This window comes from Chryseobacterium sp. FR054, from assembly GCF_056844565.1.
Window position 1 is genome coordinate 1,140,461 of the sequence record NZ_JBXDSA010000002.1, and the last position, 12,987, is coordinate 1,153,447.

At 39.7% G+C, this 12,987-nt stretch carries 13 protein-coding genes; 7 read left to right on the forward strand and 6 right to left on the reverse strand.

Annotated features, from left to right (window positions below):
• The first annotated feature begins 234 nt into the window (after positions 1–234).
• Positions 235–1,461 carry a TCR/Tet family MFS transporter gene (locus tag AC106S_RS12405; RefSeq protein WP_482439456.1) on the forward strand — a complete coding sequence of 409 codons (1,227 nt, stop codon included), beginning with the start codon at positions 235–237 and terminating at the stop codon, positions 1,459–1,461.
• A 24-nt stretch (positions 1,462–1,485) separates the two neighbouring features.
• Positions 1,486–2,289 carry an arylamine N-acetyltransferase family protein gene (locus AC106S_RS12410; protein WP_482439458.1) on the forward strand — a complete coding sequence of 268 codons (804 nt, stop codon included), beginning with the start codon at positions 1,486–1,488 and terminating at the stop codon, positions 2,287–2,289.
• Between the two features lie 116 nt (positions 2,290–2,405).
• On the opposite strand, the gene AC106S_RS12415 is transcribed toward AC106S_RS12410, so the two are convergent.
• A complete protein-coding gene (locus tag AC106S_RS12415) occupies positions 2,406–3,350 on the reverse strand; it encodes a hypothetical protein (protein ID WP_482439460.1) in 945 nt (314 codons plus the stop codon).
• A 352-nt stretch (positions 3,351–3,702) separates the two neighbouring features.
• Between AC106S_RS12415 and AC106S_RS12420 the strand changes: the two genes are divergently transcribed.
• From AC106S_RS12420 to AC106S_RS12435, 4 genes are all read left to right on the forward strand, one after another.
• Positions 3,703–4,044 (forward strand): Sec-independent protein translocase subunit TatA/TatB, encoded by a 342-nt coding sequence (locus tag AC106S_RS12420; RefSeq protein WP_482439462.1) that lies wholly within the window; start codon positions 3,703–3,705, stop codon positions 4,042–4,044.
• Positions 4,045–4,048: 4 nt separating this feature from the next.
• The gene (locus tag AC106S_RS12425; protein WP_482439463.1) at positions 4,049–4,615 is read left to right on the forward strand and encodes a phosphatase PAP2 family protein; all 567 of its coding nucleotides are present in this window, start codon (positions 4,049–4,051) and stop codon (positions 4,613–4,615) included.
• Entirely contained in the window at positions 4,612–5,424 is an 813-nt protein-coding gene (locus AC106S_RS12430; protein ID WP_482439465.1) for a tetratricopeptide repeat protein, read from the forward strand. The genes AC106S_RS12425 and AC106S_RS12430 overlap by 4 nt, the downstream gene beginning before the upstream one ends.
• Before the next feature lie 96 nt (positions 5,425–5,520).
• Positions 5,521–5,988: a tRNA (cytidine(34)-2'-O)-methyltransferase gene (locus AC106S_RS12435; RefSeq protein ID WP_482439467.1), complete on the forward strand. Its 468-nt coding sequence runs from the start codon at positions 5,521–5,523 to the stop codon at positions 5,986–5,988.
• A gap of 24 nt (positions 5,989–6,012) precedes the next feature.
• Here AC106S_RS12435 and AC106S_RS12440 read toward each other — a convergent pair whose 3' ends face one another.
• Positions 6,013–6,486, reverse strand: a complete 474-nt coding sequence (locus tag AC106S_RS12440) for a 23S rRNA (pseudouridine(1915)-N(3))-methyltransferase RlmH (RefSeq protein ID WP_482439469.1) — start codon at positions 6,484–6,486, stop codon at positions 6,013–6,015.
• 490 nt (positions 6,487–6,976) lie between these two features.
• Between AC106S_RS12440 and AC106S_RS12445 the strand changes: the two genes are divergently transcribed.
• The gene (locus AC106S_RS12445) at positions 6,977–7,990 is read left to right on the forward strand and encodes a YihY/virulence factor BrkB family protein (protein WP_482439471.1); all 1,014 of its coding nucleotides are present in this window, start codon (positions 6,977–6,979) and stop codon (positions 7,988–7,990) included.
• On the opposite strand, the gene nhaA is transcribed toward AC106S_RS12445, so the two are convergent.
• The 4 genes from nhaA to AC106S_RS12465 all read right to left on the reverse strand — a co-directional run bounded on the left by nhaA (position 7,987) and on the right by AC106S_RS12465 (position 12,980).
• Complete coding sequence (gene nhaA, locus AC106S_RS12450) at positions 7,987–9,165, reverse strand: Na+/H+ antiporter NhaA (protein WP_482439473.1); 1,179 nt, start codon at positions 9,163–9,165, stop codon at positions 7,987–7,989. The two genes, AC106S_RS12445 and nhaA, sit on opposite strands and share 4 nt — an antisense overlap.
• 2 nt (positions 9,166–9,167) lie before the next feature.
• The gene (locus tag AC106S_RS12455; protein ID WP_482439475.1) at positions 9,168–11,378 is read right to left on the reverse strand and encodes a RelA/SpoT family protein; all 2,211 of its coding nucleotides are present in this window, start codon (positions 11,376–11,378) and stop codon (positions 9,168–9,170) included.
• A 110-nt stretch (positions 11,379–11,488) separates the two neighbouring features.
• A complete protein-coding gene (locus tag AC106S_RS12460) occupies positions 11,489–11,854 on the reverse strand; it encodes a hypothetical protein (RefSeq protein WP_482439477.1) in 366 nt (121 codons plus the stop codon).
• Between the two features lie 175 nt (positions 11,855–12,029).
• The gene (locus tag AC106S_RS12465; RefSeq protein ID WP_482439479.1) at positions 12,030–12,980 is read right to left on the reverse strand and encodes a hypothetical protein; all 951 of its coding nucleotides are present in this window, start codon (positions 12,978–12,980) and stop codon (positions 12,030–12,032) included.
• Between the last annotated feature and the right edge of the window lie 7 nt (positions 12,981–12,987).

The following is a 12,987-nucleotide window of genomic DNA, read 5'->3' on the forward strand; positions in this document are numbered from 1 at the left end:
AGTTTGAAAACGGGAAAAGAAAATTATAAAGGTCATCATTAATATATGTGATCTTTTTTAAGGTAATTTAGCTATGCAGCGAATTTTCAGTAGCTGGAACTGCAGGTTATTTTCAGTCTCTTTTTTCCCACTTTCCGCTACCTTTCTTCCCCAAAATTCAGGACAATATTAAATTTTCAGTAACCAACTAATTTAGAACCATTATTTTTCATGTTTTGACTAATTTTGCAGATTATGGAAAAATCAAAGAAAAAAGCAGCTATTGGCTTTATATTTATAACCTTACTGATTGATATCACAGGATGGGGAATCATTATTCCGGTTGTTCCAAAACTGATTGAAGAACTTATTCATGCCAACATCAGTGAAGCAGCAAAATATAGTGGCTGGCTTGGCTTTGCCTATGCTTTTACCCAGTTTGTATTTTCCCCGATTGTCGGCAACCTGAGTGATAAATACGGGAGAAGACCCGTTATTCTGATCTCACTTTTCGGATTTGCTGTGGATTATATTTTCCTGGCGCTTGCCCCAACCATCTGGTGGCTCTTTGTAGGGCGTATTATCGCTGGAATTACGGGAGCCAGTATTACCACGGCCAGCGCTTATATCGCAGATGTTTCTACCGATGAAGACCGTGCTAAAAATTTTGGAATGATTGGCGCTGCTTTTGGTCTGGGATTTATTATAGGACCTGTATTGGGAGGTTTTCTGGGCCATTACGGGGCAAGGGTTCCGTTTTATGCCGCAGCAGTGCTCTGCCTTCTGAATTTCCTGTACGGATACTTTATTCTGCCTGAAAGTCTGGATAAAGATAAAAGAAGGGAATTTGACTGGAAGCGGGCGAATCCCATCGGTTCATTTAAATTTTTAAGAAAGCACCCTGAAATTTCAGGACTGATCGTAGCTCTTATTTTGATCTATATTGCAGGTCATGCGGTACAGAGCAACTGGAACTTCTTTACCATGTACCAGTTCAAATGGGATACAAGAATGGTGGGAATATCACTGGGAGTAGTCGGTATTCTGGTAGGTCTGGTTCAGGGACTTCTTATACGCTGGACAACACCGAAACTGGGAGAACAGAGAAGCATTTATTACGGACTGATACTCTACGCTGTGGGAATGTTTTTATTTGCATTTGCCACCCAGGGCTGGATGATGTTTGTAATTCTTGTCCCTTACTGTCTGGGAGGAATTTGCGGACCGGCACTTCAGTCGATGATTTCCAAAAGTGTTTCTTCTCATGAGCAGGGGGAGCTTCAGGGGGCTTTAACCAGTCTGATGAGTGCCACATCTATTGTAGGGCCGCTTTTAATGACAAGCCTGTTCCATTATTTTACAAGAGATGAAGCACAGGTTAAATTTGCGGGAGCACCATTCCTGCTGGCCTTTATTTTAATGACCGTAAGTGTGGTGATCACCTACTATGCTTTTAAGAAAAAGCCAAAGATCAAACTCTAATCCGGTGGGAAAAATATAAAAGTAATGGACTTATTTAAAATAGAAAAATACCTGGAAAGAATTCATTATTCAGGAGAGGTAAAAGCTGATATGGATACTTTAAAAAAGATCCACCGGCTGCATCCTGCCCATATTCCATTTGAAAATATCGATTCCTATACAGGTAAAGTGCCTTCCCTGGAGCTCAACGATGTTTTTGATAAGCTGGTATTACAGACAAGAGGAGGCTACTGTTATGAACAGAATCTGCTTTTGAATGATATACTGAAGTACATCGGTTTTAATGCTCATATTCAGCTTGCCCGCGTATTATGGAAAAAAGATGAACATGCTGAAGCGCCGCGGACCCATTTGTTACAAACCGTAGAATATCAAGGGGAGAAATATCTCGTAGACTGCGGGTTTGGAATAGTTACCCTTACTTCACCATTGCTTTTGAATGAAGCAGAACCGCAGCAGACCCCCAACGGTCTGTTTAAAATCACTAAAAATGATAAAGGATATATTCTCTGGTTTCTGAAAGAATCGTGGCTTCCGGTTTACCGTTTTGCCCTGGAAAGTGCAGAACATGCCGATCTGGAAATCGCGAACTGGTATCTGTCTACTCATCCGCAGTCAGGATTTAAAAACAATCTTGTTCTTTCCAAAGCAGATTCCGGGGCACGCTATACTTACAGTAATCATGTCCTGAACATCCGATACAATAATGGAGAAAAAAAATCCGTCAGTATCGGGGACCATGCTGCTCTGTATGAAATGTTTGAGAGCGTTTTCGGATTGAAAGAAAATGAAGCCGGGATTTTACAGAAAGCCGCAGATAAAGAATAATTTCTGAATACGGAAGATGGTTTAATCCATAAAAAAGGTCAGATTCCTGATACAAAACGGAGAAGCTCAACTGAACTTCCCCGTTTTTTAATGAAAATATAATAATGAACTGATTGTTATGGATACAGAGATTTTGTCCCGTTATGAACCAGGTTGCTTCCCAGTCCTGAGAATGATACCGAGAAATTGCTGGAATTAAAACTTAAAGAACCGGTAGGAGTACAGAGTCCGAGAGCATATCTGCACTGTCCGTAGGCTCCTGTTCTTTTTGTAACTTTACTTTCGCTTTTTGCCTTCCCTAAGCTGATATATCCCCAGTCTGTCACATCCACATTGGAAACGGTGGAGCCGGTATAGTAAATGGTGATCTGGTATCCCGTTTCTCCTCTTTTGGAGCCCCAGAGCCAACTGGCTGTCCACCATTCTTTATACCATTTTGAAGACACCTTCGCCTGATTCTCTGATGGGGAAACTTCTGTATTTCCTCTTTTATCCATGATGACAAGGCCAGCAAACATATTGTCCCAGATAATGCCGGATTCATTATAAAAACATAGGGTACTGAAGGCTGTCCCTTTGTAGTTCCAGGAAATTTCCATTACCTCAGATCCTGTTTTAATCTGTTCTGCGGCTGTTTCCTTTAAACCTTTCTGAGCTTCAGCCAGAAGGTCGCCGGAGTATAAATCCCCGATTTTTCCTACTTTTAAGGTCTCAGGGTAAAGAATATTTCCTTCAGCAGTAAACTGATCCTTATCTGAAATCAGGCTCTGGGATATTTCGATAGCTCTCTGTGTGGAAAGTTTACCTAAAACTATTGTTCCGGTGATCTGGAGATCATTGTTTAAGAACTTTTCAAGATTTTTCTCTGAGTCATTAAGCTGAGACCGGACATTTTCTGGAATAGACAGAGATCCGGGGCTCATTTCTTTTTTCAGATCCGCTGCTGTTACTTTTACAGCCGGGTTTTCCTGTACTGCTTCACTGTTTTCATTCTGACAGCCTGTAAGAGCCATTACTGACAGGATGGCAAAGATCTTAAAAGGAGTAAATAGCTTTTTCATAAATTATATATTTGATTTTGTGTGAAATAAAGATAATAAAAATTAAATTAATTCTCTATGTTTTGAATTAAATTTTGTTCATATAACTTCTCTTCGGCATCATGATTTACAGGATAAGCTTGAGAAAGGGGTTGGAGATGGAAAATGGGAGAGGATGTTATGAAAGTTATCAATAAGGCTGATCTGTTTCTGTATTTTTAAGGGAACCAGAATCTATAACGATTGTTAGAATTTATCATGGGAAAGCGGCTTCCGGTTTCAGTTTTCCGGCTTTCCTTCTTTTAAATCTTAAAATTTGTTTAAAATTCTACTTTATCATCAATAAATGTATAAACTTTCGTAATTTTACGGCATGGAATTAAGCATTGGAGAAATGGCATTGATCGCAGTGGCGATTGTTGTATTATTCGGTCCGGATAAACTTCCTCAGATAGCACGTGATTTAGGAGCAGGTGTAAGAAAAATGCGCGGTGCAGTGGAAGATATCAAAACAGAGATCATGAAAGAAACAGACAATCCCGTTTCTGAGATCAAGCGTGAAATTGAGAAAGTGAAAGACGCGGCCAAAGACTTTAATCCCATGAAGGATATTGAAAAAGATATTCTTACCGAGCCTTCTTCCACCACTCATAATGAACCTCCAAAACCAAAGCCTGCCGATGATGAAACCTACGAAGGGCCGGTAAGCAGATAATCAGATGGAGGAAATTATTCAGGAAGATAAAAAGGTTTTCCTATACCTTAATAATTTGGGCGATCCGTCTTTCGATCAGCTTTGGATGTTGATTTCAAGCACCTGGATCTGGGTTCCGCTCTATATTATATTCCTTTACTTTTTATACAAAAATTATAAACTGAAATCTTTAGTTTTCGTCCTTGTATTTATTGCACTGGGGGTTACGGTTTCCGATCAGCTTGCCAGTGTTTTCAAATACGGAGTGGCGAGGCTGAGGCCATGTCATGATCCTTCCCTGGAACATTATATGAGGATTGTGAAATGTGGAGGACAGTATGGTTTCTATTCTGCCCATGCTTCCAATACCTTCTTTCTGGCATCTTATTTAAGTATTTTATTAAAAAAGAAACTCAATTGGTTTCCATATGCTATATTTGTATGGGCTATAGTGGTTTCCTACAGCCGGATTTATTTAGGAGTGCATTTCCCGGTAGATATTTTGGTGGGGGCGTTTGTTGGATCTTTATTGGGAGTGATATTCGGTGCACTCGCCAAAAAAGTGATCAACAAGCAAACGATAACCTCATGAAAAAAACTTTATTACTTGCAGCACTTACGTGTACTTCATTCTATCTTTACGGACAGGATAAAAAAACAGCCGAGGAATGTATGAAAAAGGCAGACTACAAATGTGCCGAAGAACAGTATTCCAAACTTGCGGAAAAGGAGCAGATCCAGAAATTTCAGTCTGAGCTTTATAATAACCTGGGAACGGCTCAGAGAAGACAGGGAAAGACAACGGCTGCTTTCAGGTCTTATGAATCTGCTTTAAAAGCCAATCCTTTGTCCGGGCCTGTATATGCTAACCTTGCCTCCCTGCACAGCCAGAAAGGAAGCAAAACCAAAGCATTAGAATATATTGCCACAGGACTTAAAATAGAGCCTGAAAATCCGGAATTTTATCTTACCCGATCCAAAATTTACGACAGCCAGGGTAAAAAAGACCTTGCCCAGAATGATCTTAAACAGATCCTGACCTTTGCCCCGGATAATATTTTCGCAAAAACAGGGCTGGCCAACCTTAAAAAAAATAACGGCGATCTTGAAGGTGCTTTGAAAGACTACAACCAGCTGATTTCTGAAAAACCGGAATCACTGCTGTATAATGGCAGGGCAGATACTTATTTCAAAATGAAAAAGTATAAAGAAAGCCTGGCAGATGCGAACAAAGCAATTTCCATAGATCCGAAATTTGCCCAGTCCTATGTAAGCAAAGCACTTGTCTTATTTGAAATGTCAAAATCTAAGGAAGCCTGCGAAAATCTGGATAAAGCGGTCGGTTTGGGATATGAAAAAGCTGTTCTGGCAGAATATTATGCCCAGTGCGCAAAAAAATAAATGCTGATATCCGATAGGGGGCTGATAACCCTCAATAGAAAAGATTTTCAGTGCTAAAGCCGGATTGCATGCCGGTTAAAATAATAAATAAATTAAATGTTAAATATTGTTCTTGTAGAACCGGAAATCCCTAATAATACGGGAAATATCGGAAGATTATGTGTGGGTACCGAAAGCAGGCTGCATTTAATTCATCCCTTTGGATTTGTGATTAATGATAAAAATCTGAAACGTTCCGGCCTGGATTACTGGGTCCATCTTGATGTTTCCGAATATTCAGATATAGAAGAGTGGATAAAGAATGTTCCCGATCTGTCGCGGGTTTTCCTGATGAGTTCACATGCAGAGAAATCATATCTTGAAAATGACTTCCGGGATGGTGACTGGCTGGTTTTCGGAAAAGAAAGCGTTGGTTTAAGCAGAGAAATCCTGGACCGTTTCGATCAACACTTAACGATCCCGATGTCTGAACTGATCAGGAGCTTTAATATTGCCAATTCTGTTGCTTTCGTAGTGGGTGAAGCAAAAAGACAGATCGGGCTGAAGTGCAATGCCGTACTTTAACAGGCAGAACAGAAACCTGACATTTTAATCATTGTGATAAGGTTTTCCCTGCAGGATCTGATCTGCACGGTAAATCTGTTCCACGATAAACAGGCGGATCATCTGGTGGGTGAATGTCATTTTAGATAAGGACATTTTTTCGTTGGCTCTATTGTATATCTCTTCTGAGAAACCATAGGCACCTCCAATCAGTATGTGTACTTTTTTAACGGAAGAATTCATCCAGGTATCAATTTTCTGGGCAAATTCACGGCTGGTAAACTGTTTTCCCTTTTCATCAAGAATAATAACCAGATCGGTCTTATCAATATGGCTGAGGAAGAGTCTGGCTTCTTCTTTTTTCAGAAGATCCGGAGACAGGTTTTTTGCATTTTTTACATCCGGAATCTCAGTAATTTCAAAGTTCCAGTGTCTGGGAAGACGGGTCAGGTAATAGCCGATCAGGGAAGTGATCTCTTTATCGTCAGTTTTTCCGATACAAAGCAAGCCGATTCTCATGTATAAAAAATTTCAGACTGCAAAGATACCATTTTTAAAACTGTGAACAGCTGCCGGAAGCAGATTGCCTTGTCACTAGAGCCTGTTTGGGTTTAATACCGGTGACCCGTTTTTTTTGATTAAAAAGATAACGTGATGATGATCATTTTTTTACCATGCAAAGCTTTCATTTTTGAGACTGTATATTTTTCACGGAGCAAAGGATAGAATCGGCGAAGTTGATTAAATAAAGTCCCGGACTGATATTGAACAGATGTGTGGTTTTCAGGGAAAAAATTTGCTTTACCATAAAATATCTCTACCCACAGCAGAGAGAACGGGAAGATCCTTTGAAATTAATAAGGATAGGCTAATTCTGCCCGCTTATGAGGACGGGGAAAATGTTTATATTTGTAGGAAGACTTATTGGAAATCTTTAAAATAATATCCGCTTGTTGTTTTTGAAACCCCGGATTTTTATAGATTGTAAAATGAACCTTAAAACAGATAGATGAGTATAAAAGTTCCAAGATTTATCCTGAAGATTCAGGAATTTTTTGACGGTATCCATATTCCTGTTCTGGGCATATCGTTATGGCAGATGTTCCAGATCTATATTTCAGGGATTTTCAAAGGAAAGATCGGCAGAAAAGCAGCTGCGATTTCCTGGAGTTTTACCATCAGTTTATTTCCGTTTATTCTCTTCCTACTTTCTGTATTACCCTATATGCCGCATTATGACAAACTGCAGTTCTATATCTTTGAAGTGCTGATGCATAATGTGTTTCCATCCAATATGGAAGGGGATATACGGGGATATATTGAAGGAAATATCATCCCCAATATGAAAGGGATCAGCAATCTGACCATTATACTGGCTCTGATTTTTGCCACCAACGGAACCTTTTCACTGATCAACGGGTTCAATGAAAATACAGAGGAGAAACTCAGTGATGTAAAAGAATTTATTTTATCGTTTTTTATTACAATAGGCTTTATTGTTATTGTATTTCTGGCACTTTTCGGCGTGTATTACGCAGAGGTGGTGATCAAACCTTTTACCCCGGCCTATGATATTTCGTGGCTGGTGAATAACCTTACCAAAATCATTGGATTTGTTTCTTTCCCACTGTTCTATTTTATTCTGCTGACCTTGTTTTACTGGCTGGGAACCGTAAAAATTACAAGATTCAGACAGGCGGTTCCCGGAGCTGTTTTAACGACAGTCCTGTTTGTTCTTACCACATACATCTTTGCAATTTATGTAAAAGACATTGCCCGGTACAACGTTCTTTACGGATCTATCGGAAGTATGATCCTGCTGATGGTCTGGGTAAATGTAAATGTATACCTGCTTCTGTTCGGTAATGAACTGAATATGGCGCTCAGAAGGCTGAGAATAGAAAAACTGCTTTCCGATGAGATTCAGAAAGAGGCTGTTAACTATCATGCTGCCGTTACTGAGCCTAACCTGGAAAGTGACGAAGAACACCGCAGAAAGCTGGAAGAAAAGAAGAAAAATTAATCTTCTATGGCTTCCGGATCTTTTTTAGAGCTCATACTCAGAATCAGAAAACCGGTTACAGCTGCTAAGAAAGAAGCGATTAAAATGGCAAACTTAGCTTCATCCTGAATGGCAATATCATCTTTAAAAGAAAGAAGAGCAATGAAGATCGACATGGTAAAACCGATTCCGGCCAGCAGGCCAACCCCGATCATCTGCATCCAGTTACTGTTTTGAGGCAGTGAACTCAGCTTTAATCTGATCGCGATAAGAGAAAACAGGTTAATTCCAAGCAGCTTTCCTAATACAAGCCCGCAGATGATTCCCAGCCCTAATGTACTTGTAACACCTTCCACCATTTCACCGGAAAAGGCAATATTGGTATTCGTTAAAGCAAAGATAGGCATGATCAGAAAACTTACCGGAAAATGAAGCTGATGTTCAAGTTTTTCCAGAGGGGATATTTCCACATCGGAAACATTGGTAGGAATGGAAAATGCCAGCAGAACCCCTGCTATTGTGGCATGAATCCCCGAATGATGAAGAAAGTACCAGAGGAAAAGCCCCGGAATAATATAAAAGACAATACGGGTAACCTTCAGGAAATTTAAAACAAAAAGAAGTGCCGCTGTGCCGAAAGATAATAAAAGATAAGTCCAGTGGATCTGCTCCGTATAGAATATGGCAATCACGAGAATCGCCCCGAGATCATCTACAATGGCCAGAGCTGCCAGGAATATTTTAATGGAATTGGGAATCTTTTTCCCCAGCATAGAAATAATGGCTAAAGAGAAAGCAATATCTGTGGCCATTGGAATTCCCCAGCCGCTGCCGTACTCCGTTCCGCTGTTGAAAAGACTATAAATAACCGCAGGAACCAGCATTCCGCCTACTGCGGCAAAAATAGGAAGTGAAGCATTTTTAAAGGAAGAAAGCTCTCCTTCTACCAGTTCCCTTTTTATTTCAAGCCCTACCAGAAGGAAGAAGACCGCCATAAGCCCGTCATTGATCCAGATGCTCACAGGGTAGGTGAGATGAAAAAGCTGAATGCCAACCTCCTGATCCAGCAGGCGCTGAAAGCCTTCCCCGGCAGATGAATTGGCAATAAGTAATGAAATAAGCACACAGAAGATAAGGATGATTCCTGATGCCTGATTGCTGCTGAAAAATTTTTTAAAATAGAGAGTTAAATTCATGTCTAAGATTGTAATCGTCTCACTCTTGAAACTCCGTTGATATTTTTAAGTTTTTTGAATGTTTCCTCAAGCTGTCCCTTGTTTTTTACCTCAAGATTGATGTTTCCGGTGAAAACACCGTTATTGGATTCAATAGACATACTCTTCATGTCCATTCCCATACTTCCGCTGATGACGGTCGTAATATCATTGATCATACCCATTCTGTCAAGGCCTTCAATCTCGATCTTCACTCGGTTTTTAAAGCTTTCCGCATTCACCCATTTGGCAGGGATCACGCGGTAATCGTACTGGGCTCTCAGGTTGATGGCATTCGGGCAGTTGTCGCTGTGAACTTTGATTCCGTCGGAGATTGTAATGAATCCGAAGATCTTATCTCCGGGAATTACGGTACAGCATTTGGCATAGCTGTAATTCAGCTTTTCTTCATCTTTCCCGAATACGATCATGTCGAGGTTCTGCTCTTTCGGTTCCTCGAAATGCTGATTTTTAGAAGGGGATTTTCTGAATCTGGAAAGTAAGTTGTTGAATACGTTTTTACTTTCAATATATTTTCTCAAACTGCTTGCGTCCAGCTCGTTGCTCTGGAATTTAAGGAACAGTTCCTGGGATGATTTTAAATTGAAAAACTTCTGAAGTTTGTTGATCTCTTCATCGTTAAAATTGATTTTTGCATGGCGCAGCTTTCGCTGAAGAATCTCTTTTCCGTCCTCTACCAGCTGGTTTTTCTGGGAATTCAGGTAGCTTTTGATCTTCGACTTGGCCTTTGAAGTAACAACAAATTCCAGCCAGTCCGATTTAGGTTTCTGGTTCTGGGACGAAAGAATATCTACCTGATCTCCGTTCTGAAGGGTGTATGAAATAGGAACAAGTTTCCCGTTGATCTTGGCTCCCAGACATTTCATTCCAAGATCGGAATGGACGGCAAAAGCAAAATCCAGTGCCGTTGCATTGGTCGGAAGAATTTTAATCTCACCTTTAGGGGTAAAGACAAATACTTCCTTAGCATATAAATTGAGTTTTATATTATCTAAAAGCTCTGACGTGGAGAGATTCTGCTGCTGTTCAAGAACTTCACGGATTTCAGTAACCCATTTTTCAAAATTCCGGTCGTCAGTGCTTTGTTTGTAACCTTCTTTGTATTTATAGTGGGCAGCAACACCTTTTTCAGCGATTTCGTCCATTCTTTCTGAACGGATCTGTACTTCGATCCATTTTTTGTCCGGCCCGAGAACCGTCAAATGGAGACTTTCGTATCCGGTAGAACGTGGCTGCGTAATCCAGTCCCTCATTCTGGAAGGATTGCTGTGGTAGACATCCGTTACAATAGAGTAGATTTTCCAGGCCAGGAATTTTTCATTTTTTGCATCCGATTTGTAAATGATCCTGATGGCGTAGTTATCAAAAACCTCTTCAAAGGAAACACCCTGTTTCAGCATTTTTCTGTAAATGGAAGAAATGGCTTTTGCCCGGCCTTTGATGGTAAAGTTTAAACCCTCTTCTTTCAGTCTTTCCGAAACCTCTGTTTTAAACTCCTCAATATAGCGTTCACGGCTTTCTTTGGCAAGTTCTAATTTTTCGGTGATCTCATTGTAAACTTCAGGACTGTTATATTTTAAAGAAAGATCTTCAAGCTCAGACTTGATGTTGTACAGTCCAAGACGGTGGGCCAGGGGAGCGTAGATATAAACCGTTTCGGATGCGATTTTTTTCTGTTTGTCCGGCGCCATGCTTTCCAGAGTACGCATATTGTGAAGACGGTCTGCAATTTTGATCAGGATCACCCTGAAATCCTCAGATAACGTGAGAAGCAGTTTCCTGTAATTTTCAGACTGTACGGAAATGTTCTGATGATTCATGATAGAGATCTTCGTGAGCCCGTTCACAATGTTGGCGATCTTTTCTCCAAAAATCTTTTTCAGGTCTTCATACGTATAGTCCGAATCTTCAATCACGTCATGCAAAAGGGCACATGCAATGGAAGTAGCTCCAAGACCAATCTCAGTCGCTACAATTTTAGCAACCGCAATGGGGTGATAGATATAAGGTTCTCCGGATTTTCTCCTTTGGTCCTTGTGGGCATCCAGCGCAATATCGAATGCCTTCCGGATGAGCTTGTTGTTTTCCTCATCCAGTGTTCTGTATGTATTGGAAATCAGATCCTTATAACGGGCAAGGATCTCTTTGTTTTCCTGTTCTAAATCGTAACTCATTTGTGCTAATGCCTATATTTAGACGAAAATACGAAATTTTTTAAACTTTTCAAACATAAAAAATCCGCAGAACGCTCTGCGGATTCCGGTTATTAGATTTTATGTGTGTGTCAGAATTTAACTTCTGAATCCATGCCGCTGCTTGATGCCTTTATCTTCACATCCGGGCTGTTATGGATCTCAGCTCTGTTCCTGGCATCTATGAACCTTTTGATATGGTCATAATCCGCCTGCTCAATACTCATATTCTCGAGCAAATAAGTCTTCATTACTGAATTTTCGCTGAAAACATTTCGGGCGCTATCAGTTTGGTTATTATCTTTTACCGCAACACTCGCCAGATATTGAGCGTGGTCCGAGCCGCTGTTTAAGTATATGATGTAATCTGAATCTCCAAATCCTGAATTTTCCAGATCGGCTTCAAGCTTTTTGTAATCGCTGTGATGTGCAAATACCCCAGCTAATATATTTGACATAAGCAGTAATTTTAAATTTGTACTTAAAGGTAATAAATATTTTTCAATATTGTTGTTTTAATTTCAATAAAATTTAATATTTATTGTTTTATCTATAAAATATTATTGAAATATTTGATAAGGTCTATTGAACGGGTGTTTAAGTTTATGAGCTGTTTTGTAATGAAATATGGCGTTAGTCATTATATTCATATTCCGCCCAGCCCAACTGGTAAATATAAAGGATGATCTGGTCGTAAAAGTTCATGGTTCTTAATCCTCCGTTTTTACCGTAGTTCCAGATCTCTTTATTTTGATTTTGGTCATAGTTGATGTCGAGAAAATAATTTCCGACGTTTTTAACCGGAGTATTTTCTGAATTGTCAATATTGGTGAAATCCATATCAGTCAGAAGCATCAGAAGCTGCTTTTCATCTTCTTTTGACATTTTTTTGAAGTAGCTTTTTTCTGCGTTCAGTTTATTGAGCCGGGTTTGATCCAGATACATTTTTTTCTCCTTAAAATCCAGGGTCATGATGAATTGTCCGTCCAGTTCTATTTTCACCTCATTAATGATATGTTTTTGAGGAGTTTTGATATATTCCGTGGTGACATTGTTTTTAACCGTTAAAATATCCGTTTCATAGAATTCTTTATAATCTACATTTCTTGATGGAGTGTATTTAACCCTTAAAACGTGTATGAACTTTCCGTCCGGAGAAATCTTTGCGGCAATAGGTTCTTCATTCATCTCCTTGTAAGGATTGAATATTCTGTACTTTCCGGATTTTTGGCTCAGGGCAATAGCAATATTTCCCAATCCATCACAAAGATTAAGCGGAAAAACACTAATGGCTATCTCTTTTCCCTCGTATTCTTTTTTCTTTTTAATATTGACAACGTAGTCATCTATGCCGTCATGGTTCAGATCTGCAGTGTAAAATGACTTCAGATTCTCCTTTTCTATTTTATCCCTGAAGGCTGCAGTATTCAGATAAGATACTTTCGGCGGCAAGCTGTCATTGATCATCATCTGTTTATAGCAACGGTCTGCTTCAAATATTTTTACAATCTTTTCTCTGTTCTGCTTCTCTTTACTGCAGCAAAACAGTAATGCAAGTGCAGCTGTAATCAGTGTATATTTCATTGCCGCC

Excerpts from the sequence above, each read along its gene's own strand:
- AC106S_RS12445 (WP_482439471.1), top strand. The coding sequence starts at position 6,977 with ATGAGTATAAAAGTTCCAAGATTTATCCTGAAGATTCAGGAATTTTTT.
- AC106S_RS12410 (WP_482439458.1), top strand. The coding sequence starts at position 1,486 with ATGGACTTATTTAAAATAGAAAAATACCTGGAAAGAATTCATTATTCA.
- AC106S_RS12435 (WP_482439467.1), top strand. The coding sequence starts at position 5,521 with ATGTTAAATATTGTTCTTGTAGAACCGGAAATCCCTAATAATACGGGA.
- AC106S_RS12420 (WP_482439462.1), top strand. The coding sequence starts at position 3,703 with ATGGAATTAAGCATTGGAGAAATGGCATTGATCGCAGTGGCGATTGTT.
- AC106S_RS12405 (WP_482439456.1), top strand. The coding sequence starts at position 235 with ATGGAAAAATCAAAGAAAAAAGCAGCTATTGGCTTTATATTTATAACC.
- AC106S_RS12460 (WP_482439477.1), bottom strand. The coding sequence starts at position 11,854 with ATGTCAAATATATTAGCTGGGGTATTTGCACATCACAGCGATTACAAA.
- AC106S_RS12425 (WP_482439463.1), top strand. The coding sequence starts at position 4,049 with ATGGAGGAAATTATTCAGGAAGATAAAAAGGTTTTCCTATACCTTAAT.
- AC106S_RS12440 (WP_482439469.1), bottom strand. The coding sequence starts at position 6,486 with ATGAGAATCGGCTTGCTTTGTATCGGAAAAACTGACGATAAAGAGATC.
- nhaA (WP_482439473.1), bottom strand. The coding sequence starts at position 9,165 with ATGAATTTAACTCTCTATTTTAAAAAATTTTTCAGCAGCAATCAGGCA.
- AC106S_RS12430 (WP_482439465.1), top strand. The coding sequence starts at position 4,612 with ATGAAAAAAACTTTATTACTTGCAGCACTTACGTGTACTTCATTCTAT.
- AC106S_RS12465 (WP_482439479.1), bottom strand. The coding sequence starts at position 12,980 with ATGAAATATACACTGATTACAGCTGCACTTGCATTACTGTTTTGCTGC.
- AC106S_RS12455 (WP_482439475.1), bottom strand. The coding sequence starts at position 11,378 with ATGAGTTACGATTTAGAACAGGAAAACAAAGAGATCCTTGCCCGTTAT.
- AC106S_RS12415 (WP_482439460.1), bottom strand. The coding sequence starts at position 3,350 with ATGAAAAAGCTATTTACTCCTTTTAAGATCTTTGCCATCCTGTCAGTA.